21 protein-coding genes are annotated in these 26,464 nt (G+C 59.1%); 14 read left to right on the plus strand and 7 right to left on the minus strand.

Annotated features, from left to right (window positions below; translation table 11 throughout):
- Positions 1–71: 71 nt before the first annotated feature.
- From I2E69_RS13260 to I2E69_RS13270, 3 genes are all read right to left on the minus strand, one after another.
- The gene (locus tag I2E69_RS13260) at positions 72–866 is read right to left on the minus strand and encodes a gluconate 5-dehydrogenase (RefSeq protein ID WP_195461711.1); all 795 of its coding nucleotides are present in this window, start codon (positions 864–866) and stop codon (positions 72–74) included.
- A gap of 220 nt (positions 867–1,086) precedes the next feature.
- The gene (kduI, locus tag I2E69_RS13265; RefSeq protein WP_195461712.1) at positions 1,087–1,929 is read right to left on the minus strand and encodes a 5-dehydro-4-deoxy-D-glucuronate isomerase; all 843 of its coding nucleotides are present in this window, start codon (positions 1,927–1,929) and stop codon (positions 1,087–1,089) included.
- Between the two features lie 445 nt (positions 1,930–2,374).
- A complete protein-coding gene (locus I2E69_RS13270; RefSeq protein WP_195461713.1) occupies positions 2,375–3,046 on the minus strand; it encodes an XRE family transcriptional regulator in 672 nt (223 codons plus the stop codon).
- Positions 3,047–3,187: 141 nt separating this feature from the next.
- Here I2E69_RS13270 and I2E69_RS13275 point away from each other — a divergent pair, with 141 nt between their 5' ends.
- From I2E69_RS13275 to I2E69_RS13285, 3 genes are all read left to right on the plus strand, one after another.
- Positions 3,188–3,475: a hypothetical protein gene (locus I2E69_RS13275; RefSeq protein WP_195461714.1), complete on the plus strand. Its 288-nt coding sequence runs from the start codon at positions 3,188–3,190 to the stop codon at positions 3,473–3,475.
- Between the two features lie 117 nt (positions 3,476–3,592).
- Positions 3,593–5,347, plus strand: a complete 1,755-nt coding sequence (gene terL / locus I2E69_RS13280) for a phage terminase large subunit (RefSeq protein ID WP_229095524.1) — start codon at positions 3,593–3,595, stop codon at positions 5,345–5,347.
- A gap of 139 nt (positions 5,348–5,486) precedes the next feature.
- Positions 5,487–6,602, plus strand: coding sequence for an NAD(P)H-dependent flavin oxidoreductase (locus I2E69_RS13285; RefSeq protein WP_195461715.1), 1,116 nt, complete (start codon positions 5,487–5,489; stop codon positions 6,600–6,602).
- Between the two features lie 80 nt (positions 6,603–6,682).
- Here the strand turns inward: I2E69_RS13285 and I2E69_RS13290 are convergent, their stop codons facing one another.
- The gene (locus I2E69_RS13290; RefSeq protein ID WP_195461716.1) at positions 6,683–7,555 is read right to left on the minus strand and encodes a BACON domain-containing protein; all 873 of its coding nucleotides are present in this window, start codon (positions 7,553–7,555) and stop codon (positions 6,683–6,685) included.
- A 27-nt stretch (positions 7,556–7,582) separates the two neighbouring features.
- Entirely contained in the window at positions 7,583–8,605 is a 1,023-nt protein-coding gene (gene tsaD, locus I2E69_RS13295; RefSeq protein WP_195461717.1) for a tRNA (adenosine(37)-N6)-threonylcarbamoyltransferase complex transferase subunit TsaD, read from the minus strand.
- 60 nt (positions 8,606–8,665) lie between these two features.
- Between tsaD and I2E69_RS13300 the strand changes: the two genes are divergently transcribed.
- The 7 genes from I2E69_RS13300 (at position 8,666) to tpx (ending at position 17,627) form a co-directional block, all read left to right on the plus strand.
- A complete protein-coding gene (locus I2E69_RS13300; protein WP_195461718.1) occupies positions 8,666–13,261 on the plus strand; it encodes a translocation/assembly module TamB domain-containing protein in 4,596 nt (1,531 codons plus the stop codon).
- Positions 13,262–13,350: 89 nt separating this feature from the next.
- Positions 13,351–14,025, plus strand: a complete 675-nt coding sequence (locus tag I2E69_RS13305) for a MotA/TolQ/ExbB proton channel family protein (protein WP_195461719.1) — start codon at positions 13,351–13,353, stop codon at positions 14,023–14,025.
- A gap of 6 nt (positions 14,026–14,031) precedes the next feature.
- Entirely contained in the window at positions 14,032–14,436 is a 405-nt protein-coding gene (locus tag I2E69_RS13310) for an ExbD/TolR family protein (protein WP_195461720.1), read from the plus strand.
- Positions 14,437–14,551: 115 nt separating this feature from the next.
- The gene (locus tag I2E69_RS13315) at positions 14,552–15,241 is read left to right on the plus strand and encodes a TonB family protein (RefSeq protein ID WP_195461721.1); all 690 of its coding nucleotides are present in this window, start codon (positions 14,552–14,554) and stop codon (positions 15,239–15,241) included.
- 10 nt (positions 15,242–15,251) lie between these two features.
- A complete protein-coding gene (locus tag I2E69_RS13320) occupies positions 15,252–15,692 on the plus strand; it encodes a DUF1573 domain-containing protein (protein WP_195461758.1) in 441 nt (146 codons plus the stop codon).
- A 13-nt stretch (positions 15,693–15,705) separates the two neighbouring features.
- On the plus strand, positions 15,706–17,016 hold the full coding sequence (locus I2E69_RS13325) for an amidohydrolase (RefSeq protein WP_195461722.1): 1,311 nt from the start codon (positions 15,706–15,708) through the stop codon (positions 17,014–17,016).
- Between the two features lie 101 nt (positions 17,017–17,117).
- Positions 17,118–17,627 carry a thiol peroxidase gene (gene tpx / locus I2E69_RS13330; protein WP_195461723.1) on the plus strand — a complete coding sequence of 170 codons (510 nt, stop codon included), beginning with the start codon at positions 17,118–17,120 and terminating at the stop codon, positions 17,625–17,627.
- 72 nt (positions 17,628–17,699) lie between these two features.
- Here the strand turns inward: tpx and I2E69_RS13335 are convergent, their stop codons facing one another.
- The gene (locus tag I2E69_RS13335) at positions 17,700–18,350 is read right to left on the minus strand and encodes a hypothetical protein (protein WP_195461724.1); all 651 of its coding nucleotides are present in this window, start codon (positions 18,348–18,350) and stop codon (positions 17,700–17,702) included.
- Between the two features lie 45 nt (positions 18,351–18,395).
- Entirely contained in the window at positions 18,396–20,432 is a 2,037-nt protein-coding gene (locus I2E69_RS13340) for an alpha-amylase family glycosyl hydrolase (protein ID WP_195461725.1), read from the minus strand.
- Between the two features lie 92 nt (positions 20,433–20,524).
- On the opposite strand from I2E69_RS13340, the gene I2E69_RS13345 reads away from it, so the two are divergent.
- The 4 genes from I2E69_RS13345 to I2E69_RS13360 all read left to right on the plus strand — a co-directional run bounded on the left by I2E69_RS13345 (position 20,525) and on the right by I2E69_RS13360 (position 26,458).
- Positions 20,525–22,078: a peptide MFS transporter gene (locus I2E69_RS13345; protein WP_195461726.1), complete on the plus strand. Its 1,554-nt coding sequence runs from the start codon at positions 20,525–20,527 to the stop codon at positions 22,076–22,078.
- A 162-nt stretch (positions 22,079–22,240) separates the two neighbouring features.
- Complete coding sequence (locus tag I2E69_RS13350) at positions 22,241–24,244, plus strand: sensor histidine kinase (RefSeq protein ID WP_195461727.1); 2,004 nt, start codon at positions 22,241–22,243, stop codon at positions 24,242–24,244.
- A 148-nt stretch (positions 24,245–24,392) separates the two neighbouring features.
- The gene (locus I2E69_RS13355) at positions 24,393–25,028 is read left to right on the plus strand and encodes a TetR/AcrR family transcriptional regulator (RefSeq protein ID WP_195461728.1); all 636 of its coding nucleotides are present in this window, start codon (positions 24,393–24,395) and stop codon (positions 25,026–25,028) included.
- A 92-nt stretch (positions 25,029–25,120) separates the two neighbouring features.
- The gene (locus tag I2E69_RS13360; protein WP_229095525.1) at positions 25,121–26,458 is read left to right on the plus strand and encodes a TolC family protein; all 1,338 of its coding nucleotides are present in this window, start codon (positions 25,121–25,123) and stop codon (positions 26,456–26,458) included.
- Positions 26,459–26,464 lie beyond the last annotated feature (6 nt).

Genomic DNA, 26,464 nt, shown 5'->3' on the forward strand with positions numbered 1-26,464 from the left:
GCAGGGGTTTCTTTACGGCATGTATTACTGTCCGGGGAGTGTGCCGTCTCCTTCTCTGGGGAAGGGCCGGTTTACTGCGGCTGCTTGCCGATGTAAGCCAGGATACCGCCGTCGACGTAGAGAATGTGGCCGTTGACGAAGTCCGAAGCGTCCGATGCGAGGAATACCGCGGGACCCATCAGGTCTTCGGGCGTGCCCCAGCGTGCTGCGGGGGTCTTGGCTACGATGAACGAATCGAACGGGTGGCGCGATCCGTCGGCCTGACGCTCGCGCAGCGGTGCGGTCTGGGGCGTTGCGATGTAGCCCGGGCCGATGCCGTTGCACTGGATGTTGTATTCGCCGTATTCCGATGCGATGTTGCGGGTCAGCATCTTCAGGCCGCCCTTGGCCGCTGCGTACGCCGACACGGTCTCGCGGCCCAGCTCCGACATCATCGAGCAGATGTTGATGATCTTGCCGTGGCCCTTCTTGATCATCGAGGGGATGACGGCTTTCGAAACGATGAACGGACCGTTGAGGTCGATGTCGATCACCTGGCGGAACTCCGCGGCGGTCATCTCGATCATCGGAATGCGCTTGATGATGCCGGCGTTGTTCACGAGGATGTCCACCACGCCGACCTCCTTTTCGATCTGCGCCACCATGGCGTTTACCTGCTCCTCGTTGGTCACGTCGCAGACGTATCCGTGGGCTTCGATTCCCTCGGCTTTGTAAGCGGCCAGGCCTTTGTCTACGAGTTCCTGTTTGATGTCGTTGAAAACGATCTTTGCGCCCTGCTTGGCGAAAGCCGTCGCCAGCGCGAATCCGATGCCGTAGGAAGCGCCCGTTACGAGCGCTACCTTACCTTTCAAAGAAAAGTCTACCATTGTTACAGAATTTTGTTAGGTTTTGTTATTCGGTTGTCAGTCTATATCTCTTTGCAATCCTGTTTCGGACCGCCGTTTTTGCCGCCTTTGGCGGCATTTGCAAATGCCGACCCCACCCCGACCCTCCCTCGGGGAGGGAGATGGCGTACGTTTTGTCCGGTCGGCCGGGACGTACTGCTATGTTAAGGCTGTGAACCGGGGTGGAATGGACTTTTGACCGTTATTTCAGGTCTGTGATTTTCGAGAAATCCTGGTCGCCGTAGTCGAGGTTTTCGCCGCCCATGCCCCAGATGAAGGTGTAGTTGTGCGTGGCGGCGGCGCTGTGGATCGACCATTCGGGCGACAGCACGGCCTGGTCGCCCTTCATCCAGATGTGGCGCGTCTGGTCGACTTCACCCATGAAGTGGCACACGGCCTGGTCTTCGGGAACCTCGAAATAGAAGTAAGCCTCCATGCGGCGCGAGTGCACGTGCGCGGGCATCGTGTTCCACACGCTTCCGGGCAGCAGTTCGGTCATGCCCATCTGCAACTGGCAGGTCGGCAGCACCTGGTTTACAAGCATCTTGTTGATGTTGCGGTCGTTCGATCCTTCGAGCGAACCCATGTGCGCCACCACGGCGTCGGCCTTCGTCACCTTCTTGTCTGGGTAGTTGCGGTGTGCCGTCAGCGAGTTGAAATAGAATTTCGCCGGGTTCTTGGCATCCTTGCTCGCGAAGGTCACCTCGCGGTCGCCCGAACCGAGGTAGAGGGCTTCCTTGTAGCCGAGCTCGAATTCGGCGTCACCGGCCTTTACCACGCCGGGACCTCCGACGTTGTAAATACCCATCTCGCGGCGGGTCAGGAAGAACGGGGCCTTCAGCGGATCGATGGCTTCGAGGCGGAGTGTCTCGGCAACCGGCATGGCGCCTCCGACGACCATACGGTCGTACATCGAGTAGACCATGTTCACTTCATCGGCAGCGAATACCTTTTCGATCAGGAAGTCGCGGCGCAGGCGCGCCGTGTCGTAGTTTTTCGCATCCTCGGGATGCGCCGCATAGCGGATTTCGTAATTGGTTTTCATAATTGGTCGTTATATTATAATTGTCATATGCTGAAATAGCGGATATTTACCGGCGTTTAAATTGGCAAACCAATTTCATCTTTGCAAAGATATTAAAAAAATCCGAAATTGGTTACCCAAAATCGGATTTTATTTGTGTTGTCCCGTTTGATTGCGTTTTGCGGGCCTTCGGGCGGGAAAATGCAGGGCTGGGCCCGATTTTTTGCCTCGCTTCGCTGCACATTCGTTTCGCACCGCTTCGCCTTTTCGGAGTGTTTCTCCGAATTGCCTTGCTTCGCTCGCGTTCCCGCTCGCCCCGCGTCGGCGATTCGGTCCTGGCGGCGGCAAAGAAAAATCGCGTCGCACGGCGAACCCGGAAACAGCGGGGAGCGACATTGCGTGCAAGCCCGCTGTCGCTCCCCGTATTTCCGGCAATCGAAGATTGCGCGATTTTTCGCTGCTCTTGCTAACGGATCGAATTCATCCTGATACTTGCCTTCACGAGCGCAATGGCGCGGATGCGCGAAATCTCCACGTCCTTGTCGGCGTGGTGCTGGTTCTGGCTCACGAGTTTCACATAACCCGCGCGGTCGGATTTCTGGATGTATTTCACCGTCACGTACTCTTCGCCGTCGATGTCGATCGACAGCAGGTACATGTCGCCCCAGAAAATGTCGTCGATGTCGCGCAGTTGCTTGTACAGTACGATGTCGCCGCTCTTGAGCAGCGGGTACATCGAGTCGCCGACGATGTAGATCGCCCCGTCGCATTTCGGGAGGTTGGGGATGTGGATGAAGTTGACCGGTTTGGTCTGCGCCTGGTCGGCGAACAGCGGAACCAGTCCCGCCGTGCCCTCGATCGAGTAGAGGGGTACGCTTTGCAGCGGCAGCGAATTGTCCGTGCGGTGCATGTAGGCCGTCAGGTCGGGTTCGGCGTTGAACATATTGCCCTTTCCGGCTTCGAGCCATTCGGGATTTACGTTCAATTCCTGAACCAGTATGTTGCGGTTGCGGGCCGAGAGTCCCGCCTTGCCGGTTTCGATCATCGACAGGGCCGCCTTGCCGATCCCAAGTCGTTGAGCCAATTGCTCCTGCGTCATGCCGAGCTGTTTGCGTATCAGTTTTACCCGTTCGTTCATCGCTTTGTTATCGGATTTTTCTATATAAAATATTTGAACTTTATTGTATAAAATTCAAATTTTGAACTTATCTTTGTTTTGCAAAGTTAAACAATTTATTCTCTTCTGCAAACTCTTTTGCAAAAAAACGATTAATTATCAATGATGTATTCGGTTTCATCGGAACTTTACCTTGAAGTGGCCGCGCGTCTTGCGGAGGCCGTCGGCGGCGAAAGTTACTTTTCAGGCTCGCTCGTGTTCCCTTTTGGCGACATGGAGTGCCGGCTTACGGCCTCGGTGATCGTCTACCGGCGGCGTGAGCGGCTCCCCGAAGGCGACCGGGACGCGATTGCGGACCTGGTCCCCGTCTGGTGGGAGTTCCACACCGCCGGCGACTGCGGCGAGGTGCTGAACGACTTTTCGTTCGCCGGCCTGCGGGCGTATCTCTGACGCCCGCCCGCGCTCCGGCCCTCCTTTCCCGGCACGGCGCTGCCGCCGGAGCGCACCCCGACAAAAAACCTGCCCGCCGCGGCGCCGCGCAAGGGTTTTTCTAAAAAAATCAGTAAAATGGTCAAACCAACCGAATCGGCCTCTGCGGAGCTATCCTCCGCAGAGGTTTTTGTAAACGGCGGGGCGGTGTTCCCTGACACCGCAGCCTGTCCCGGAAACACCGTTTCAGCCTCTTCGTGCGGCAATTCATCCCCGGCGTCCTGCCCCGAAAACACTTCTCTGGCTGCTGCCGAGAGCCTTTCGCGGGTGTCCTGCCCCGAAAGCCGCTCCCCGGCAGTATCTTCCGGCGATCTCTCTCCGGAGCCTTTGGAGTCCGATGCCGCATTCCCGGACTTCTCGTTTTTCTCCGGCGGTTCGCCGTTCCCCGAGGGGCTGGTACTTCCCGATGCCGCGGAATCCGCCGCACCTCCTCCTTTCGCCGACTTCGCCCTCGGGGTCTATCCCTTCCTCGAACTGCAATTCTTCCACCGGGCCTACTACCGTGTGCTGGAGGCCTTTGCCGCAGGGCGTATCCGGCGGCTGATGGTCACCATGCCGCCCCAGCACGGCAAGAGCGTCGGGGCGACGACCCTGCTTCCCGCCTATGTGCTGGGTCTCGATCCCGACCAGCGGGTAGCCATCGCTTCCTATTCGGGGACGCTGGCTTCGAAGTTCAACCGCCGCGTGCAGCGCATCCTCGAATCGCAGGAATATGCGGCCTTTTTTCCCGAAACGACAATCAAGAAGGGCGCGAAGCCGCCCAGCTACATCCGCACGGCCGACGAGGTCGAGATCATCGGCCGCCGGGGCAGTCTGCTCTCTGTCGGCCGCGAGGGTTCGCTGACGGGCAACCGCGTGGACTGCTTTATTTTGGACGATTTATATAAAGATGCGCTTGAAGCCAATTCGCCGCTTGTCCGCGCCAACTGCTGGGAGTGGTACACTTCGGTGGTCCGCACCCGCATGCACAACGCTTCGCGCGAACTCATCGTCTTCACCCGCTGGCATGAGGAGGACCTGATCGGTACGCTCACGGCGCGCGAGCCGGTCGAGGAGCTGCGCACGTGGTCGCAGGTCGACGCGCTGCCTTCCGGGGTGTGGCTGCATCTCAATTTCGAAGCCCTCAAAACTTCGCCGCCCACGGAGGTCGATCCCCGCCGGCCGGGCGAGGCGCTCTGGGAGGAGCAGCACGGCGCCGCGCTGCTGGCCGCCAAACGGCGGTTGGACCCGCTGCAATTCGAGGCGATGTACCAGGGCCGTCCTTCGGCCCGCGAGGGATTGCTCTACGGGCTGAATTTTGGCGAATACGACGACCTGCCGCACGAGATCGTCCGCCGGGCCAATTACACCGACACCGCCGATACGAGCGACGACTACCTCTGTTCGCTTTCGTATGCGGTCGATGCCGACGGGGTGGTTTACATCACCGATGCGGTCTACTCGCGCGAACCGATGGAGGCGACCGAGCCGCTCGTTGCGGAGATGCTCGTGCGTTCGGACACGCGGCAGGCGGCCGTCGAGAGCAACAACGGCGGCCGCGGTTTCGCCCGGGCCGTGCAGGCCCTTGCGCCGGGCGTGCGCGTCGAGTGGTTCCACCAGGGCGGCAACAAGGAGGCGCGCATTCTTTCCAATTCGGCCACGGCGCTCCACCTCGTGCGTTTCCCCCGCGGCTGGAACCTCCGCTGGCCCGAACTCTACGCCCACCTGACGACCTACCGCCGGAAGTTCCGCGTCAACCGCTGGCACGATGCGGCCGACGTGGTGACGGGCATCGTCGAGCGCGAGGCCCCGGGCCGCGACCGTAAACGGGTCCGCGGCGTGCGGTTTCTGTGAGCGGAGCGTCCGGCGGCCGCGTCTCCGGTCCGCGGCAATGTAATGTTTTCGTTAAATTGTGCTGTTTTGCGCAACTTTTCGTTGGATATTACCTATCTTTGGCGCGGAAGATCGTTACTTCCATCTTAATGCAAGCAAAATGAAATCACTGAAAATCGGAAATTTATGCGCTTCGATGCCCATTGTCCAGGGAGGCATGGGCGTAGGAGTGTCCCTCGCGGGCCTGGCTTCGGCCGTGGCCGAGCAGGGCGGCGTCGGCGTTATCTCGTCGGCCGGCCTCGGGGCAATTTATAACAACTACTCGAAGGACTACCGCGCCGCTTCGATCTGGGGACTGAAGGAGGAACTTCGCAAGGCCCGCGAAGCCACGCACGGCATCATCGGCGTCAACGTCATGGTCGCCATGTCGAACTTCGCCGATATGGTGAAGACCGCCATCGCCGAGAAGGCCGACATTATCTTCTCGGGCGCGGGGCTTCCGCTCAACCTGCCGTCGTTCCTGACCGAAGGCGCCAAGACCAAACTGGCCCCGATCGTTTCGTCGGCGCGCGCAGCGAAGGTGTTGTGTCAGAAATGGTTTTCGGAGTATAAATACATTCCCGACGCCATCGTGGTCGAGGGCCCCAAGGCAGGCGGCCATCTGGGTTACAAGGCCGACCAGCTCACCGACGAGCACTATTCGCTGGAGGCCATCGTTCCCGAGATCGTGGCCGAAGTCCGCGCCTTCGAGGCCGAGCACAACTGCCATATTCCGGTGATCGCCGGCGGCGGCATCTACACGGGCGAGGACATCTACCGCATCATGGAACTGGGCGCCGACGGCGTGCAGATGGGTACGCGTTTCGTCACCACCGACGAATGCGACGCCGATCCGGCTTTCAAGCAGAGCTACATCGAGGCGCGGCAGGAGGATATCGAGATTATCCAGAGCCCCGTCGGCATGCCGGGCCGGGCTATCCACAACTCGTTCCTCGACCGGGTGAAGGAGGGGCTGAAGGTCCCCAGGGCGTGCCCGTTCGACTGCATCAAGACGTGCGACGTGACACACAGCCCCTATTGTATCATGCTGGCCCTCTACAACGCTTTCAAGGGTAAACTTCGCAACGGCTATGCCTTCTGCGGCGCCAATGCCTGGCGTGCCGAGAAAATCCAGTCGGTGAAGGACCTGATGGCCTCGCTGCGTGCCGAGTACGACAACTTTTCGGCCCGGTGCGAGGGTTTCTCGCTCAAGGAAAAGCTCTTCGGCGCGAAATAACCGCCGTCTACTATAATGACAAACCCCTCCTGGCCATTTGGCCGGGAGGGGTTTGTGTTGCTGGCCGGGTCGGTCGCGCCCTATTCAGCGTTGTAGGTAAGCATCAACTTGGCGAATTGCGCGTTCTTCGAGTTGGTGATTTCGAGCCGCGCGGTCTGAACCGCGTCGATCAGTTCATAGGTGGAGGTGGTCGCGTCGAACGTATATTGAATATCCTCGCCGTCAGCGCCCAGCAGGTCGATCTGCGTGTCGCCGCTCTGGCTGCTCGTGGACAGGTAACTTACTTTGGTCAGTATTTTGCCTGCGATGACCGGGAATTTGACGTATGCACCGAGTTTGCTGATGTAAAGGCCCTTGTTCGGTTCGGGGAGCGAGGGCTGGAACACGGTGTTGTCGATCCAGTAGAAGACTCCGTTTTCCTCCGTGTCGGCAAAAAAGGTAAAGGTGTGGCCCTGGATCGTGTACTCCTTGAGGCCGGTTGCCGCTTCGGCTTTTTGGTTCGGCAGTGCCGGCGTGGCGACCGAAACTCCCAGCGTAAAATCGACTATCAGGGTTACCTCGGCCGGCAGCACCGGGGTGATTTCGTCCTGGCTGACGCTGACGGTTTTCACTCCGTCGACGCCCGTGGCCGCGATCACGATGCTGCCCAGCTGCTTCACATAGCCGTCCCAGTTGCCCGCCGCGGCGGTTACGCGGACGGTAGCGTCACCCGTGCCCTCGGTCTTGTCGAGCGTGAAGCCTTCGCCCGAGGGGACGGCCTTCCACGCGGCGGTCGTAGTGATGGTGAAGGTTTCGGACTCCCCGGCCTCGCCGCCCAGTACGAGGTTGTCCGTGCTGACGGTCAGCGTGGCCGTTTCCTTGTCGTCGTCGCTGCCGCAGGCGGTGGGCAGGACGGAGGCGGAGGCCAGCAGTAACAGGCCCGCGAGGACCCGCATGAATTTGGATGTTTGCACAAATTATTTTTTTTGTGAGTGAGTAGCTTACAACTCTTCGAGGCGCGCCACGGGCGAAACGTCCAATGCGGCAAATTCGCCTTCGCGGTAGTGGTAGTACCCCGCCATGGCGATCATCGCGGCGTTGTCGGTCGTGAATTTGAACTCCGGGATGAAGGTTCGCCAGCCGCGCCGGCGGCCCGTTTCGCTAATGCCGTTGCGAAGGCCCGAGTTGGCCGAAACGCCGCCCGCAATAGCGATGTCGCGGATGCCGGTCTCCTTCGAGGCGCGGATCAGTTTGTCCAGAAGTATCTCGATGATGGTCGATTGCAGCGATGCGCAGAGGTCGGCCTTGTGTTTTTCGATGAAGTCGGGGTCCTGGGCCACGGCGTCGCGCAGCGTGTAGAGAAACGAGGTTTTCAGCCCTGAGAACGAGTAGTCGTAACCGTCGACGCGGGGGTGTGCGAAACGGAACGCCTTCGGGTCGCCCTCCTTGGCGAGGCGGTCGATCACCGGGCCGCCCGGATAGGGGAGTCCCATCACCTTGGCGCATTTGTCGAAGGCTTCGCCTGCGGCGTCGTCGATCGTCGTGCCGATGATCTCCATTTCGAGCGGGGAATCCACGCGCACGATCTGCGTATGGCCGCCGCTTACCAGGAGGCACAGGAACGGAAAATCGGGATGGGGCAGCGCGCGGTCCGGCAGGTCGATGAAGTGCGAGAGGATGTGCCCCTGCAGGTGGTTGACCTCGACCATCGGGATGTTATGGGCGATCGAAAGCCCTTTGGTGAACGACACGCCGACGAGCAGCGAGCCGACCAGTCCCGGGCCGCGCGTGAAGGCGATGGCGTCGATCTGGTCGGCGGTGATGCCCGCATCCCTGAGTGCCGTGTCTACGACGGGGATGATGTTCTGCTGGTGGGCCCGCGACGCCAGTTCGGGGATTACGCCGCCGTATTTGACGTGAACGGCCTGCGAGGCAATGACGTTCGACAGCAATACGTGGTTGCGCAGTACGGCCGCCGAGGTGTCGTCACACGAAGATTCGATGCCGAGAATTGTAATATCCATCCGGTTTTTCGTTATTTTTTAACTATTTTAGCTAAATTTGCAGGTTATATAGAAGTCCTGATGCGCAAAGGTATAAAAATATTGGGAAAGGTGTTCTCGGCGGCGGTTTTGTTGCTGATAATTGTTCCCGTGGTGCTCTCGCTGCTGCTCGACATTCCCGTCGTACAGAACTTCGTGGTGCACAAGGCCGCAGCCGTCATTTCGCGCAAGCTGGAGACCACCGTGGCGATCGACCGCGTGGACATCGGCATCTTCTCGAAGGTCAAGGTAAAGGGCTTCTATGTCGAGGATTACCAGCGCGATACGCTGTTGTATGTCGGGAAGCTGGATGCCTACATCACGAGTTTCGGCATCTTCGGCGGCGGGCTGGAGCTCAGCCGCGGCGAGATCACCGACGCGAGGCTTTACCTGCGGCAGACGCCCGACGGGGAGATGAACATCAAGCAGATCGTCGACCGCATTTCCGACCCCGACAAGCCCAAGAAGGGCAACTTCAAGCTCTCGCTCCGGAAGGCTTCGATCGAGAACATGGACCTCTGCCTCGAACGCCTCGACCGCCGCGACCCGGAATACGGCATCGACTTTTCGCACATGCACCTCTACGGCATCACGGCCCGCGTGGACGACTTCACGATCGACGGCTCGGCCATCTATACCTCCATTGCGGCCTTCTCGGCCCGGGAACGCAGCGGGTTCGTGCTGGACCACCTCGCCGGGCGGTTCTACATGACGCAGGGCTGCCTGGGCTTCGAGAACGCTTCGATCATCACGCCGTATTCGAACATCAACCTTCCCTACGTCTCGCTGGTGGGTGACTCGTGGTCTCAGTATAAGGATTTTATCGGCGAGGTGCGCATCGACGCTCTGATGCGCAATACGACGGTCGCAACCGACGACATCGCCTATTTTGCGCCTAAACTGCGGGACTGGCATGTGGATTTCACGAACGTCAACATCGAGGTTGCCGGCGTGGTGTCCGATTTTACGGGCAAGATCAAAAGCATGCAGATCGGCGAGGGAACGACGCTTGTGGCCGACGCTGCGGTGAAGGGGCTTCCCGACATCCGGAAAACCCATTTCGACCTGTCGGTTCCCCGCCTGCGCTCCACGGCCGATGCGGTCGACAAACTGGCCCTCGGCATCGCAGGACGCAAACTTTCGGATAAACTGGTCGATGTGCTGGGTAACTCGGGGCAGATCGACCTCAATGCCCGCTTCCGGGGTCTGCTCTCGTCGTTCGACATGCAGTTGGGCGCGGCGACGGGCGTGGGCAACATCTCCTGCAACCTGAAAATGGCCCCTGTCCGGGGAGGCCTGAGCAGCGTGCGGGGCGATGTCGAGACCCGCAATCTCCGGCTGGGCGACCTGCTCGACCGCCGGGACCTGCTGGGCAATGCCACCCTCACGGCTTATGTCGACGGCGTGATCGGACGGGGAACAGCCGACGCCCGGGTCGTAGGCAACATCTCGCAGTTGGGTTTCAACGGCTATGTTTACGACTCGCTGCGGCTCGACGGCCGCCTGCGCAACCGGGAGTTCGACGGCCGCATCACGGCCCGCGACCCCAACCTCGATTTCGATTTCTTCGGCATGGTCGACCTGAACGACTCCGTGCCGCGTTACGACTTTACGATGGACCTGCGGCATGCCGACCTGGCCCGGCTGCACGTCAACCGCCGCGACTCGGTGTCGCAGCTCTCGGCCCGTATCGTCGCCAATGCCGGAGGGCGTTCGCTGGACGACCTGAACGGCCGTATCCAGGTGACCGACGCCCGTTACAAATACAACGACAAGGAGATCACGGCTTCGAACATGACCGTTACGGGCGAGAACTCCGAGCGGAGCAAACTCGTGGAGTTGCGTTCGGACTTCGCCGATGTCACGTTCCGGTCGAAAACCAGTTACCGTACCGTCTTCGAGTACCTGCGCCGGAGCGCGTGGAAATACCTGCCCATGCTAAGCCGCGAAGGGCTGGAAGAGGGCCCTTCGGAGCGCAAAGCCGCCGTGGCCAACGACTTCTCGCTGCTGTCGGTCAATATCCGTAATTTCAACCCGGTGGCCGACGCCGTCTCCGCAGGACTGCAGATTGCCGACGGTTCGTCGCTGCAACTGCTGTTCAATCCCGCCAGCGACCAGTTGTCGCTGAAAGCCACGTCGGAATACATCGAGCGCAGGCGCATGCTTGCCACGCGCCTGTCGGTCAACGCCTCGAACCGCGGCGACTCGCTGGCGGTCTACGCCTCGGCCGAGGACCTTTATGCCGGGGTGCTGCACCTCCCGCGCCTCTCGCTGACGGGCGGCGCACGACAGGGCCGCATGCAGCTTTCGGCGGGCTTCGACGATACGACGCGCAGCGTCTCGGGACTCGTCGGGTTCCGCGCTTCGGTGGCTGAGGAGTACGGTCCGAACGGCCGCGTCGTCGATCTGCGTATACTTCCCTCGCACATCACCCGCGGCAACAAGACGTGGCAGATTTTCGCCCACAAAATCCTGCTGGATACCGCGCAGGTCGTGATCGACAAGTTCTACGTGATGAACCGCGAGCAGGAGTTGCTGCTCAACGGCGTCGCTTCGCGCAGCCGCGAGGATTCGGTGACGCTCTCGCTGCGCAACTTCGACCTGGCGCCCTTCGCCCAGCTTGCCGCCCACATGGGTTACTCGATCGAAGGCCGCACGAACGGTTCGGCGACGATGAAATCGGTGCTTCGGGGCGGTGAGGTCACGGCCGACATCCTGCTCGACAGCGTGGAGGTCAACGACATTCCCGCGCCGCCGATGCGCCTCGATTCGCGCTGGGATTTTGCCCGCAGCCGCGCCGGGGTGACGGTGACCAACCGGGTCAAACGCGACACGCTCATCCGCGGCTTCTATGCTCCCGACCGCAACCGTTACTACGCCCGGCTGGATGTCGACAGCCTCGACATGGGGCTGCTGAACCCGATTCTCTCGGGCGTTATCTCCTCGACCACGGGCCTGGCTTCGGCCGACCTCGTGTTGCAGGGGCAGGGACGCAAGGCCGACCTCGAAGGCGAAATCCGCGTTTCGCAGTTGAAAACGACGGTCGATTTCACGCAGGTGACCTATTCGATGCCCGAGGCGATGCTGACGGTGAAGAACAACCGCTTCAGGGCGTCGAACGTCCCGATCTTCGACCCCCAGGGCCACCGGGGACGCTTCGATTTCGACATGAGCCTCCAGCACCTTTCGAACATCTCTTACGACGTACGCGTGGCTCCGCAGCAGATGCTCGTGCTCAATACCGATTCGGACGACAACGACGTTTTCTACGGAAAGGTCTACGCTACGGGCCAGGCCCGCATCTCGGGCCACAAGGGGGCGGTCGACATGGATATTACGGCTTCGACCGACGGCAACTCCTCGTTCGTGATGCCGCTGTCGAGCAAGTCGAATATTTCGAGCGCCGATTTCGTGGTCTTCGAAGAGCCCGAGAAGGCCGATACGCTCGACGACGTGGCGCGCAAAAAACTCTCCTTCGAGCGCAAGCAGCGCCAGAAATCCGATGCCGGGAGCCAGATGAACATCAACATGGCGCTCGACGTGCGGCCCGATGCCGAGGTAGAACTCGACGTGGCGGGCAATACGGTGAAGGGCCGCGGCGAGGGTTCGCTCAACCTGCAGATCAGGCCCAAGGCCAATATTTTCGAAATCTACGGCGACTATACCATCTCGGAGGGCAGTTTCATGCTGTCGCTCCAGCAGATCATCAACAAACGCTTCACCATCGAGAGCGGTTCGTCGATCCAGTGGACCGGGGCGCCGATGAACGCAATGCTCGATATCGACGCCGCCTATAAGGTCAAGGCTTCGCTGCAACCGCTGTTGCAGGGCACGGCCGACCTGGGGGGCGACCGCTCGGTTCCCGTGGAGTGTATCATCCACCTCGGGGACCGCCTTTCGAATCCGACCATCACCTTCGACGTGCGGGTTCCCGGTTCCGACCCCGAGACGCAGAGCCTGATCGCCAACGCCCTTTCGACCCCCGAAACGGTCGACACGCAGTTCCTTTACCTGCTGCTGTTCAACAGCTTCATGTCCGAGACTTCGTCGCAGGCCACCTCGAACATCGGCAGTTCGGTTTCGGCGGCCACGGGCCTGGAGTTCGTCTCCAACATGGTCAGCAACTGGCTTTCGTCGTCCGACTACAACGTCGTGATCCGCTACCGGCCCAAGTCGGAGCTGACGAGCGACGAGGTGGATTTCGGGCTGTCGAAGAGCCTGATCAACAACCGCCTGTTCGTCGAGGTCGAGGGCAACTACCTGATCGACAACAAACAGGCCGTGAACAGTTCGATGTCCAACTTCATGGGCGAGGCCTACATCACCTACCTGATCGACCGGGCCGGGACACTCAAACTGAAAGCCTTTACGCAGACTATCGACCGTTTCGACGAGAACCAGGGTTTGCAGGAGACCGGCATCGGCGTCTACTTCAAGGAGGACTTCAACAACCTGCGCGACCTGCGGCAGCGGATCAGGGAGCGCTTTACCAACAAGAAACGCAAGGCGCAGCGCATCGCCCGCCGGACGGCCCGTGCGGCCGAAAAAGCAGCCGAAGAGGCGGAAAAGAAACGATTGCGGGAGCCGGCGGATACGCTTTCGCCCTTCGAATACGTTAAGGATGAAGGGGATGAATGAGCGGGGAATTGATCGTGTTCGGTAAGGCCCTGCCCGCAGACACGCAAATAACGAGACAGACAACAAATTTTAAATAAACGTAAAAATCTATGACAACTTTTTTGCAGGCCGCCGAGGCGGTGGTCGTTAGTGAGGAAACCCGTATGGGACTGTGGACCCTGTTTACCAAAGGCGGCTGGCTGATGTGGCCGCTGCTGGCGCTGGGAGGCGTGACGATTTTTATTTTCGTGGAGCGTTTCATGGCCATCCGCAAAGCCTCGGTCCTGGACATGAATTTCATGAACCGTATCCGCGACTACATCTCCGACGGTAAGATTTCGACGGCTGTGAACCTTTGCAAGAAGACCGACACGCCGATCGCGCGCATGATCGAAAAGGGTATCGAGCGCATCGGCCGCCCGATGAGCGACGTGCAGACCGCCATCGAGAATGTCGCCAACCTCGAAGTTTCGAAACTCGAAAACGGCCTTCCGTTCCTGGCGACGATCGCCGGCGGCGCCCCGATGATCGGTTTCCTCGGCACGGTGCTCGGTATGGTGCAGACCTTCATGGACATGTCCGCTGCGGGCGGTACGGTCGACCTGGGCCTGCTGTCGAGCGGTATGTATGTGGCGATGGTGACCACCGTGATGGGTCTTATCGTCGGTATCCCGGCCTATTTCGGCTACAACTACCTCGTGGCGCGCATCGAAAAGCTGGTGTTCCAGATGGAGGCCAACTCGATCGCGTTTATGGATATTCTGAATCAACCTGTTCAAAAATAGCATATTATGGCAATCAAACACGGATCGAAAGTCGATAAATCGTTCTCGGCCTCGTCGATGACCGACCTGATGTTCCTGCTGCTGCTGTTCCTGCTGATCGCCACGACGCTGATCAACCCCAACGCCTTGAAACTGATGCTCCCGAAAAGCTCGAACCAGTTGAAGGACAAGGCGATGACCACGGTGTCGATCCAGCAGAGCGGCCCCTCGTACAACTACTACGTCGAGTTGCAGAAGGTGCAGGGTATCGAGGGCGTGGAGCGGGCGCTCAAGGCGCGCCTCGACGGCCAGAAGGACGCTACCGTGTCGTTGCATTGCGACAAGTCCGTCGCGGTGGACGAGGTGGTGAAGGTGATGAACATCGCCAAGGACAATAATTATAAGCTTATTTTGGCTACTTCGCCGAAATAAGTTGAATTAAAAATGAAAAATTGAGAATTGAAAATTAGGCGTTTCGAATACCTGGCAGAGTCTGTCCGATGAACGATTTTTAAATTTTCATTCTTAATTTTTAATTGGGAAGCCAATGTACTACTACGATCCCGATAATAAATCCCCGCGCAGGTGGGCGATGATCGCGGCGGCGGCCTATGTGCTGTTGCTTGCCGGCTCGTTCGCGCTGGTGTCGTTCGATTTCGCGCCTGCACTGGACAAACCGGGCGACACGATCCTCGTCGACTTTACGGAGCCGCCCGTTCCCGAGCCGCCCAAGCCGCCCGTGAAGGTGGCCAACGAACCGCGCGTGCACGATGTCGCGGCTCCCGTGGAGCAGACGGCGCAGGTTGCAGGCAAGGACGAGGTGACGCAGACGCCCAATCCCAAAGCTCTCTTCAAGATGAACAAGGGCGGGGCGGACGAACCCGACAATGCGGGCAACCCGCGGGCCCCCGAGGGCGAGGACAAGGCCAGCGGCACGGGCCCCGGGCTGAATCCTGACGGACTGGACCAACTGGACCAGGGTCTGAAAGGACGCGGACTGGTGGGTAACCTGCCCAAACCGTCGTATCCCGGCACGAAGAGCGGTAAGATCGTTGTACGCGTGACGGTCGACGCTTCTGGCAAGGTCACGGGGGCTTCGTTCGAACCCAAAGGCTCGACGACGGATGCCCCCGAGCTGATCGAGGCGGCAAAGGCCGCGGCCCGCAAGGCGCGTTTCACCGAAAGCCGCGCTGCGGTGCAGGGTGGTACGATAACCTATATTTTCCGCATGGAATAGAATTTGAATGATGAAAATACTACTGCTGACAATCCTCGGCTGCCTGTGTTTTACGGCGGCCGATGCCGGTAAACCCGCCAAGGGGGCGCACCTGAAAATGGAAAATCCGACCTACGACTTCGGCGACGTGCCCCGCAAGGGCGGCGACCTGGTCCGTGAGTTCCGGTTTGTCAACGACGGTACGGCGCCGCTGGTGCTGGTGCGCGTCATCACCTCGTGTTCGTGCCTCAAGGCGTCGTTCTCGAAGCGTCCCGTGGAACCGGCCGATTCGGGAGTGATCCGTATCACCTACGAGCCCCACAAGAGCGAGCCCGGAGCCTTTAACAAAGTGATTCAGATCTACTCCAATTCGGTGGACGGGCGCGACGTGATCACCGTGCAGGGCAACTCGATCGAGGGGCAGCCGCGCGGGAAGGTCAAGACGGAGCGTGTGAAAGTGAAATATAAATAAAATACCGTTTTTTATGGCAATCCTTTTTTCAAATGCGACGGTGCTGCCGATGACGGCCGCCGGAGGGCAGCCCCCGACCTTTACGGGCTGGGTGGGCGTCGACGGCAACCGCATCGCACTGGTTACGGAGTCGGAGCCGGCTGCCGCGGAGTTTCGCGCGGCGCACCCCGGGCTCCGGGAGATCGACTGCCGGGGCAAGCTCGTGATGCCGGGGCTGGTGAACACCCATTGTCACGCGGCCATGACCCTTCAGCGCAGCTATGCCGACGACATCGCCCTGATGGAGTGGCTCCACGACTATATCTGGCCTTTCGAGGCGCAGCAGACTGCGGACGACGTGGTGCTGGGCATGACACTCGGCATTGTCGAGATGCTGCTGGGCGGCGTTACGTCGTTCGTCGACATGTATTATTTCGAAAACCGCTGTGTGGAGACGGTCGAGCGGCTGGGCATCCGCGCCATGCTGGGCTGCAACTACTTCGATTCGAACGTCGACGAGGTATTGCCGCAGGCGGAGGAAGCCGTACGGCTGGCTGCCGGGTGTGACCGGGTGCAGATCGCCCTCGCGCCCCATTCGCCCTACACCGTGTCGCCCGAAAACCTCCTGCGCGGAAAACAGATGGCGGACAAATACGGCCTGCACCTGATGACCCATATTTCGGAGACGCAGGACGAGGTCCGCATCGTACGCGAAAAGTACGGGAAAACCTCGGTCGAACACCTCGACGGGCTGGGACTGCTGGGCCCGAAAACCATCGGCGCGCACTGCGTCCATGTGACGGAGAGCGACATCGGGACCCTCGCTGCGCGGGGTGTCGCCGTGTCGCATAACCCGCAGAGCAACATGAAAATATCGAGCGGCGTGGCTCCTGTCGAACGGATGCGCGCCGCGGGTGCGCTGGTGACGGTCGGCACGGACGGAACCTGCTCGAACAACGACCTCGATATGTTCGAAGAGGTGCGCACGGCGGCCTTCCTGCAAAAATCGGCGACGGGCGACCCCCTGGCCCTTCCGGCCTGGGAGGCGCTGCGGCTGGCGACGGTCAACGGCGCGCGTGCGATGGGCTATGCCGAAGGCGAACTGGGCGTGGTCCGCGAGGGGGCGCTGGCCGACCTTGTCGTCGTGGACCTTCAGAAACCGCACCTGCAGCCCATTCACAACGTCGTTTCCAACCTCGTTTACTGCGGCAAGGCGTCGGATGTCGACACGGTGGTCGTCGACGGTCGGATCGTCGTCGAGAACCGCCGCGTGGCGGGCGTCGACCTGCCGAAGCTGTATGCTGCGGCTGCAGAAGCCGTGGCGCGGATCAAAGCCGAAAGCTGAAAAGGGCGGATCGGCACTGCATTGCGTATCGTTCCGGCGTCCCGGCTCCTGCCGGGTGGCATCGGAATTGCGTTTAACCACCTGATTAAATCGATTGAATTATGGAACACAAGGTAACTTTCGGCGGCAAGCCCGTGACGCTTGTCGGCAATCGCTGCAAAGTGGGGGAGATGGCCCCCGTATTTACGGTTATCGACGCGGGACTGAAACCCGTATCGTCGGATATTTTCCACGGCAAGGTGCGTATTTTCAGCGTCTTCCCGTCGGTCGACACTTCGGTCTGCTCGTTGCAGAACATCCGCTTCAACCGCGAAGCGTCGAAACTGGGCGACGACGTGGTCGTCGTGGCCCTGTCGGTCGACCTGCCTTTCGCCCAGAAACGCTTCTGTGCAGCCGAAGGTATCGACCGCGTGCATGTCTTTTCGGACTACAAAGAGCTGGATTTCGGCATGAAATACGGCTTCGTGATCGACGAACTGCGCCTGCTGGCACGCGGCGTCGTGGTCGTGGACAAGGACGACGTGGTGCGCTATGTGGAGTATGTGCCCGAGATCACCCACGAACCCGATTACGAAAAGGCGCTGGACATGGCGCGCGAACTGGCGAAGTAACCCTCCGCAGCGGCCCGAAAAAAGGAGCGAATCTCACGATTCGCTCCTTTTTCTAATGTAGTGGATTCAGGGTCAGGAATTTATCAGCGACCGGCTTCGTGCCCATTTGTTGCACGCCGCCGAGACGAGGACGGCGATGAACGCGGCAGGGATGAGCGCGAGGATCAGCGGCTGCCAGCAGGCGGAGGGTCCCTCGGCGTAAAGGACGATGCCGGCGATATAGTGGATGAGGCCGATGGCCAGCCAGGCCGTCAGCATCACCGAACCGATCGTGATATTGAGCCGCAAGGGAGAATAGCGGCCTGCTTTTTTCGAAAAGAGGTTGCTGTCCATCTCCCACGGGCGGCACAAAGCTCCCAGCCGATAGCGCTCCGGAATTACCAGACCTTCCGTTTCATCCCGTTCGATCTCGAATATGTAGCTTTCGTAGACCTCGTACCAGGCTTTCGACCCCTTGGCCATCATGATCCAGATCAGGGCGAACGACGTTCCGAGCAGCGCTGCCGCGCAGGCCGCTTCGTGCAGCACCAGGAGGTTGGCTGCCCCGGGTTCGGCGTTCAGGATTTTGGACGCCAGCAGTCCGTAAACGATGAAACAAAAGACCAGAAAGATGGACAGGAGGAACGATCTGCGCCACAGGTTCGTGACTTCGAACGTCCGACATTTGTAGAATCCTTCTCTTAATTCCTTTAAAGACACTTCATTGCTGTTTTCATTGGGCATAGTAAATCTGTTTTGATTAATAAAAAATATAGAATAGTTGCGTAACTATTTTTTGCGTAGGTAGACCGTTGCTGTCCGCGAGGTGTTGTAGACGCGGATGCGCGGGCATGGCGTGCCGTCGCTGTCCGGGACGTTGAACGAGAAGTGCTCCGCCTCCATCGACTGCCGTTCGGGGCCGCCGAAACGCTTTTCGTCGGTCGAGAGCACCGGAACGTATTTGCCCGGGGCCTGCACGGGAAGTTCGTAGTCGGGGATCGAGGCTGCGGGATGCCAGTTGAAGACGAACAGCAGGTCGCCGTGCGAGAAGACCATCGTCTTGTTCTGCTCGTCCATCAACAGGTTCCAGGCATAGCCGTCCGAGAGCACGTTGTATTTTTTCGCCAGTTTGAGCATCGCCTTGTCGAAGTCGCCCAGCCAGGCGTAACGCAGAAATCCGTTTTTTGCCAGCGACCATTGCCGCCGGGCGTGGGCGTAGCTCCATCCGTTGCCTTCACGCGGGAAATCGATCCATTCGGGATGCCCGAATTCGTTGCCCATGAAGTTGAGGTAGGCCTGGCCGCCCGTCGAAAGGGTCATCAGGCGGATCATCTTGTGCAGGGCCATGCCGCGATCGATCACGACGCTTTCCGACGAGCGGTCCATGTGGAAATACATCTCCTTGTCCATCAGCCTGAAAGCGATGGTCTTGTCGCCGACGAGCGCCTGGTCGTGCGATTCGGCGTAGGCCACGGTCTTGACTTCGGGCAGGCGGTTGGTCATCACCGACCACATCTCCCAGATGTCCCACTGTTCGTCGGGAACGTCCTTCAGTTGTTTGATCCAGAAGTCGGGGATGGCCATACCCAGGCGGTAGTCGAAGCCGATGCCGCCGTCGGCGATCGGGATACACATGCCCGGCATGCCGCTTACGTCCTCGGCGATGGTCACGGCCGGGGGCAGGAAGTCGTGGACGAGGCGGTTGGCCAGCGTGAGGTAGTCGAGGGCGTCCTCGTTGACCCCCTCGTCGAAGAACCGGTCGCGGGAGTCGAACGTGACATAGCCGTGATGGTGGTAAATCATCGACGTTACGCCGTCGAAGCGGTAGCCGTCGAAATGGAATTCGTCGAGCCAGTATTTGACGTTCGACAGCAGGAAATGCTGCACCTCCTCCTTGCCGTAGTCGAAGAGTTTCGAGTCCCAGTATTGCTGGTAGCCCGCGTCGCCCGGCAGCGAGTAGAGGCAGTCGGTTCCGTCGAGCTGGTTGATACCCTCGTTGAGGTTTTTGACGTAGTGGGCGTGCACGAGGTCCATGATCACCGCCAATCCCAGTTCATGGGCCCGGCGGATCAGCTCCTTCAGCTCCTCCGGCGTGCCGCAGCGCGACGTGGGGGCGAAGAAACTCGACACATGGTAGCCGAACGATCCGTAGTAGGGGTGCTCGGCGATGGCCATGAGCTGTACGGCGTTGTAGCCCTCTTTTTTGATCGTGGGGAGTATTTTTTCCGTAAATTCGCGGTAGGTTCCCACGCCCTCCTTCTCCTGCGCCATACCTACGTGGGCCTCGTAGATGAGCAGGCTGCCGACCGCGGAGGCGTCGAAGGCATCGCCGCGCCAGTCGAACGGCTGTGCAGGGTTCCAGAACTGCGCCGTGTAGTTTTTGGTGGCCTCGTCCTGTACGACGCGCGTGGCGTAGGCCGGGATCCGGTCCATCCAGCCGTTGTCGCCGTGGACATGGATTTTATAGAGCGAGCCGTGCCGCAGCCGGTCGCGGTACATCGCCGCCGGGAAAAAGGCGCTCCAGACCCCTGCCGCATCCTTGTGCATGCGGATTTCGGTACGCTGCCAGTTGTTGAAATCGCCGAAGACGTAAACGTCGTGGGCCCCCGGCAGCCATTCGCGCAGCCACCAGCCGTCCAGCGCATCGTCCCACTGCCAGCCGAAATAACGGTAGCCGTTGGCGTAGTCGACGAGCGACCCCGACGAGCGTTCGATAGCGGCGAGTTTCTGCGTATAGCGTTCGACGCGCCGGTTCATCTGTTCCTCGACGGGGTGCAGCCATTCGTCGCGTTCGACGATTGGAAGTCTTCGGGTCGTTTTTTCCATAGGGGATGTTCGAATTTATACAAATATACTAAAAATTTTTCTATCTTTGTCAGCAAACATAAAATCATATCATTTACTAACACCAAATTTCTATGTTTAAAAATCAACCCAAAGGATTGATCGCGGCGGCTTTGGCCAATATGGGCGAACGCTTCGGTTTCTACATCATGATGGCTATCCTGACCCTGTTTATCTCGGCCAAGTTCGGCCTGGACGAAGCTACGGCGGGTTATATCTATTCGGGTTTCTATGCGTCGATCTACCTGTTGGCGCTGGTGGGCGGTATCATCGCCGACCGGACCAAGAACTATAAGGCGACGATTATGTGGGGCCTTATCGTGATGAGTATCGGCTATTGCCTGATCGCCATCCCGACCCCGACCCCGGTTCCCAACCTTTCGCTCTACCTGACGCTGACCTGCCTGGGTCTGCTGGTGATCGCCTTCGGTAACGGTTTGTTCAAGGGCAACCTCCAGGCGCTCGTCGGTCAGATGTACGACAACAGCGAATTCAGCGCCAAGCGTGAATCGGGTTTCCAGATTTTCTATATGTTCATCAACGTCGGCGGGTTCTTCGCGCCGTTCGTCGCTATCGGCGTGCGTAACTGGTGGCTCAAGGTCAACAACTTCGATTACAACGCCAAACTGCCCGAACTCTGCCACGAATACCTGGCCAAAGGCGAGCAGATGGCCGGCGAGGGCCTTGCCAACCTGAATTCCTATGCCAGTGCGGTTCACCTCGACGGTACGTCCGTGAGCGACCTGCACGCATTCTGCAACAACTACCTCGACGTTTTCAACCGCGGTTTCCACTATGCCTTTATCGCCGCTATCGTGATGATGCTTATCTCGCTGGCGATCTACATGGTCAACAAGAACAGTTTCCCCGACCCGTCGCAGAAAGCCGCAGCCAAAGGCGCCAAAGCTTCGGCCGCGGAGATCAAGATGTCGGCGCAGGAGATCCGCCAGCGTATCTATGCGCTTTTCGCCGTGTTCGGCGTCGTGATTTTCTTCTGGGTTTCGTTCCACCAGAACGGCTATTCGCTGACCTATTTCGCCCGCGACTACGTGAACCTCGACGTGATCAACATCGACCTGGGCTTCACGACCATCAAGGGCGCCGAAATTTTCCAGAGCGTCAATCCCTTCTTCGTCGTGTTCCTTACGCCGATCATCATGTGGTTCTTCGGCTGGCTGCGCAAGCGCGACATTGAGGTTTCGACCCCGATGAAGATCGCCATCGGTATGGGTATCGCCGCCCTGGCTTACGTTTTCCTGATGCTCTTCTCGCTGGCCCTGCCTACGAAGACCGAGTTGGCCGGCATGCGCGCCGACGAGATGCAGTCGCTGCTGGTTACCCCGTGGGTGATGGTGGGTCTTTACTTTATCCTTACGGTGGCCGAGCTGTTCATTTCGCCGCTGGGCCTCGCGTTCGTATCGAAGGTTGCGCCTCCCCACATGCAGGGCCTGATGCAGGGCTTCTGGCTGGCCGCTACGGCAGTGGGCAACGCCCTGCTGTTCGTGGGCGGATGGCTCTACCTCCACACGCCGATGTGGGCTACGTGGGCCGTATTCGTCGCCGCCTGCGGATTGTCGATGCTCGTCATGCTGTCGATGGTCCGGTGGCTCGAACGGGTTACGAAATAGACGGGTATCCCCGTTTTGGAAAAGGTTGCCGCAATATCCTGCGGCAACCTTTTTTTGTTTATCCGCGGCGATAAGTTTGGTATTCGGGCGGATATTATTAACTTTGTGCCTTATCCAATTAATCGTATCATGTCTTTGCGCATCCGCAACTCTCTTTTAGGGATGTTTCTTTTGGCCGTGCTTGTCGGCTGTCTGCCCGTACAGGCTGCGCAGGACCGCGGGAAATCACCTGCCGACAGTATCCTGAAACTTTATTACGAAGATGTCAGAGCCCGCCTGAGTACGCCCGAGGGGCTGCAGATGTGCGATACGCTCTTCACACGCGCAAGCGAAACAGGCTGGGTGCAGATGCAGGCCATTGCGCTGTGCCTCAAACTCGACTATTATTATTTCCGCAACGACCGCGAGGGAATCCTCGAAGGTACGAGGCGCGTGCGGGATTTCTGCCTGGCGCACGGCAAGTCGGAGGAGCTGCGTTATTTCTACTATTTCGTCTGGGGCGGACGCCTGATCACCTACTACATCAAGCAAAGCCAGCATAACGTTGCGGTGTACGAGACGCGCCAGATGCTTGCCGAAGCGCAGGCCGACGACTACCAGCGCGGCGTTGCCGATTGCTACCGCCTGCTGGCTAACCTCTACCTCGTGCAGGACTCCTTCCGGCAGGCGTACGAGAATTTCCGCCGTGAACTCGATGTCCTGGAACGTCATGGAATCGAGGATGTCAACCTGCCTACGCAGTACGCTTCGCTGGCCCAATGCGCCGTCGAACTCGACATGCCCGATACGGCGCTCGTCGTGCTCCGCAAGGGGCGGGCGCTCGATCCGGAACAGCCTTTCCAGCGGTTTTCGCTTTATAAAGCCTATGCGCTCTGCTACCTCGAAACCGAAGATTTCGACCTGGCGCGGCAGTATGTCGATTCCGCCGAAATGCAGTTTCGCGGCGAGCCCTCGATGCAACTCCATATTTCGGGCCTGCGTTTCCTGAAAACCGAATATTACAAGACCACGAAGCAGTATGATAAGGCGCTGACGGTCTTGCAGGAATCGCTTGCCGACACCGTCCGGCGGGAGACGGGGCATCTCTATTACACGCAGTTGAAGGACTTGGGCAATATCTACTGGCTCAAGGGCGACATGCGCCGTTCCGCAGCGAATTACCGCGATTACATCCATCTCTCCGACTCGGTGCGCAGCGCGGAGATGCGCAGTTCGACCGACGACTTTTCGGGTATTCTCGAGATCGCCCGCCTGCAGAACGAGACCAAGGAACTGCAACTGGTCCTGCAGCAGAAACGGCTGCGCAGCACCTACTTCATCATTGCATTGCTGGGCTGCGTGCTGGTGTTGGGCGGACTCTTCTTTGCCCGTGCGATGAAATTGAACCGCAGGCTGAAAGCGTCCGAAGCGCTGGTCAAGGCGCAGAACGAGCACCTCGTGGCTGCCGGGGAAGAACTCCTGCGGGCCAAGGAGAGCGCCGAGCAGGCGAGCCGCATGAAGAGCGATTTCATCCGCAACATGTCGCACGAAGTGCGGACGCCGCTCAATTCGGTCGTGGGTTTCTCGCAGGTCCTCGCCTCGAAGTACCACGACGATCCCTCTGCGACCGAATACACCTCGATCATCGTGTCGAGCAGCATGAACCTGCTGCGGCTGGTCGACGACGTGCTGAACGTCGCCTATCTGGACCAGGCCGATACGCTGCCCCGCACCGACCATACGGCGATGAACAACCACTGCCACGAATGCGTCTCCAAAATCCTCTCGCAGGTGAGGCCCGGGGTGACGATGATCTTCGAACCGTCGTCGGCCGACCCGGTGGTGCATACCAACCTCAAGCGGGTGATGCAGATTATCCAGCACCTGCTGCTCAACGCTGCGAAGTTTACCGTCGAGGGGGAGATTATCCTGACCTACGACTGCCTGATTCCGCAACGGCTGATGCGCTTCACGGTGACCGATACCGGGCCGGGTATTCCGCTTGCCGACCAGGAGACGGTTTTCGAACGTTTCGTCAAACTCGACACCTTCTCGCAGGGCACGGGGCTCGGGCTGCCTGCCTGCCGCCTGACCGCAGTCAAACTGGGCGGCCGTTTGTGGGTCGATCCCGCCTACACCGACGGTTGCCGCATGATTCTCGAAGTGCCGGTCGACCTGCCGGAATAAATTGTTTTTGCAGATATATCTTACACGAAGGAGTCCTGTTAGGCTCCTTTTTTGTCGTTTTTGTTAAAAAACGCAGGAAAACGAAAAACTTTTTTTGTTTCACGAGTTTTCTTGTATATATTTGCGACCGTATCAATCGGATTAGATCATGGATCAGAAGGAACGAATCATTGAACAGGCTATGCAGATGTTCGTGTCGCAAGGCATCAAGTCGGTGCGCATGGACGACATCGCACAGCAGCTGGGCGTCTCGAAACGGACGCTCTACGAACTGTTCGGAGACAAAGAGGGGTTGCTCTACCTGGCGATGGACCGCTTTTTCGAGCAGAGCCGCCTGGAACGCTCGGCGGCGTGCGCTCATGCACGCAACGTACTCGAAGCGATGTTTATGGTACTGGGCGGCGTTATGGACAATGCCGAGGTTATCCAACGCCTGTTGAACAACCTGCGCAAGTTTTACCCGGCCGTTTACGAAAAGATGGTGCGTGAAGGCTCCGCCAAAAGCCGCCGCGACTTGCAGGATATGCTCGAAACGGGAATTGCCGACGGACTGTTCGTCGATACGTTCAACATCGATCTGGCGATCTCGGTGCTTTACTACACGGCCTCGGCGCTCACCGTACGCAAGGACCTGATGCTGCCCGAGGGCATGCCGGAGCGAGAGGCGTTCGTCCAGATTATCAGCAACTTTTTTCGCGGTATCTCCACGACCAAGGGGCTGTTGCTCGTCGACGACTATGTGAAACGTTACGAACCGGCTAAAACCGTAAATAAAAAGCAGTGACCCGTGTGGAAAGGGCCGGAAGAGGGCCTTTAAAATATTTGTCCATACCGTTCGTCTGCATAAATAATAACGAAATATAATTTTTCTGAATAATGATGAAACGACTTTTTTTAATCTTAGGCCTTTGTGCGGCCGGCATCGCCGGCGCTTCGGCCCAGATGCGGTTGACACTGCCCCAGGCCTTGGAACTCGCCCTGAGCGAGAACCCGACCATCAAGGTCGCGGAGATGGAAGTGCAGCGTTACGACTACGTGAAACGCCAGACGTGGGGCAGCCTGCTGCCGCAGGTGTCGGTAACCGGGCAGGCTAATCACCAGTTCATCGTACAGCAGATGTCCAAGGGTTTTTCGCTCGGAAGCGATCCCTATACGACGTTGAGCGGTGCGGTCGATGCTTCGCTGCCGCTCTTCGCACCACAGGTTTACCGCCTGATGAAACTCAACGACCAACAGATGGCTGCAGCCGTCGAATCGGCGCGCGCGTCGCGTATCGACCTGACGGCCGAGGTGAAGAAAGCCTTCTACAACATCCTGCTGGCCGAGCAGTCGCTCGCGGTGCTCCGCGAATCGGAGGCCACGGTGCAGCGTACGGTCGACGACACCGAGGTGCAGTACAAACACGGACTGAGTTCGGAGTACGACCTTCTGACGGCCCAGGTGCAGTTGAGTAACCTGAAGCCCACGATCCTCCAGACGGAGAATTCGATCAAGCTGGCCAAGCTGATGCTCAAGATGTACCTTTCGATTCCCGAGGACGTGGCGATCGAGGTAGTGGGCGAGCTGGACGCCCTGCGCGACGACGTGCTGGCGGGGACCGACGGGCTGACGACCGACGTGACCGACAACTCCGACCTGCGCACGCTCGAATTGCAGGAAGAGATGCTTCGCCTCCAGCTCAAGGCCGAGAATGCAAGCCGCCTGCCGACGATCGGGGCCTTCGGAAACTTCACGCTTACGGGAAACAACATGGGTTCGGTGAAGTTCGATATGGCGACCGGCGGCATGTCGAGCGTCAAGGACGGTTATTTCTGGCAGAATCCGCTTTCTGCCGGCATCCGGGTCTCGGTTCCCATCTTTTCGGGCCTGACCAAGATGAACAAGTCGCGCGAGCTGAAGAATCAGATTTCGCAGATTTCGCTCCAGCGCAGTTATGCCCGCCAGCAGGTCGACGTGCAGGTACGCTCGGCGCTCAACGACCTGATGACCGCCCGCGAGACGATGTACGCCCAGGAACTCACGGTCGAGCAGGCGCGCAAGGCCTACAAGATTTCCGACACCCGCTACCGTGCGGGCGCGGGAACGATCCTCGAACTCAACAGCGCGCAGCTTTCGCAGACGCAGGCGCAACTGAATTTCTCGCAGGCGATCTACGACTACCTTTCGGCCAAGGCCGAGTACGACCGGATCATCGGACGCGAACATGACAAATAAATAAAA

Source organism: Alistipes sp. D31t1_170403_E11 (genome assembly GCF_015553985.1).
GTDB classification, from domain to species: Bacteria; Bacteroidota; Bacteroidia; order Bacteroidales; family Rikenellaceae; genus Alistipes; species Alistipes montrealensis.

Coding starts and splice junctions, on each gene's coding strand:
- I2E69_RS13260 (WP_195461711.1), bottom strand. CDS start 866: ATGGTAGACTTTTCTTTGAAAGGTAAGGTAGCGCTCGTAACGGGCGCT.
- kduI (WP_195461712.1), bottom strand. CDS start 1,929: ATGAAAACCAATTACGAAATCCGCTATGCGGCGCATCCCGAGGATGCG.
- I2E69_RS13270 (WP_195461713.1), bottom strand. CDS start 3,046: ATGAACGAACGGGTAAAACTGATACGCAAACAGCTCGGCATGACGCAG.
- I2E69_RS13275 (WP_195461714.1), top strand. CDS start 3,188: ATGATGTATTCGGTTTCATCGGAACTTTACCTTGAAGTGGCCGCGCGT.
- terL (WP_229095524.1), top strand. CDS start 3,593: ATGGTCAAACCAACCGAATCGGCCTCTGCGGAGCTATCCTCCGCAGAG.
- I2E69_RS13285 (WP_195461715.1), top strand. CDS start 5,487: ATGAAATCACTGAAAATCGGAAATTTATGCGCTTCGATGCCCATTGTC.
- tsaD (WP_195461717.1), bottom strand. CDS start 8,605: ATGGATATTACAATTCTCGGCATCGAATCTTCGTGTGACGACACCTCG.
- I2E69_RS13300 (WP_195461718.1), top strand. CDS start 8,666: ATGCGCAAAGGTATAAAAATATTGGGAAAGGTGTTCTCGGCGGCGGTT.
- I2E69_RS13305 (WP_195461719.1), top strand. CDS start 13,351: ATGACAACTTTTTTGCAGGCCGCCGAGGCGGTGGTCGTTAGTGAGGAA.
- I2E69_RS13310 (WP_195461720.1), top strand. CDS start 14,032: ATGGCAATCAAACACGGATCGAAAGTCGATAAATCGTTCTCGGCCTCG.
- I2E69_RS13315 (WP_195461721.1), top strand. CDS start 14,552: ATGTACTACTACGATCCCGATAATAAATCCCCGCGCAGGTGGGCGATG.
- I2E69_RS13320 (WP_195461758.1), top strand. CDS start 15,252: ATGAAAATACTACTGCTGACAATCCTCGGCTGCCTGTGTTTTACGGCG.
- I2E69_RS13325 (WP_195461722.1), top strand. CDS start 15,706: ATGGCAATCCTTTTTTCAAATGCGACGGTGCTGCCGATGACGGCCGCC.
- tpx (WP_195461723.1), top strand. CDS start 17,118: ATGGAACACAAGGTAACTTTCGGCGGCAAGCCCGTGACGCTTGTCGGC.
- I2E69_RS13335 (WP_195461724.1), bottom strand. CDS start 18,350: ATGCCCAATGAAAACAGCAATGAAGTGTCTTTAAAGGAATTAAGAGAA.
- I2E69_RS13340 (WP_195461725.1), bottom strand. CDS start 20,432: ATGGAAAAAACGACCCGAAGACTTCCAATCGTCGAACGCGACGAATGG.
- I2E69_RS13345 (WP_195461726.1), top strand. CDS start 20,525: ATGTTTAAAAATCAACCCAAAGGATTGATCGCGGCGGCTTTGGCCAAT.
- I2E69_RS13350 (WP_195461727.1), top strand. CDS start 22,241: ATGTTTCTTTTGGCCGTGCTTGTCGGCTGTCTGCCCGTACAGGCTGCG.
- I2E69_RS13355 (WP_195461728.1), top strand. CDS start 24,393: ATGGATCAGAAGGAACGAATCATTGAACAGGCTATGCAGATGTTCGTG.
- I2E69_RS13360 (WP_229095525.1), top strand. CDS start 25,121: ATGATGAAACGACTTTTTTTAATCTTAGGCCTTTGTGCGGCCGGCATC.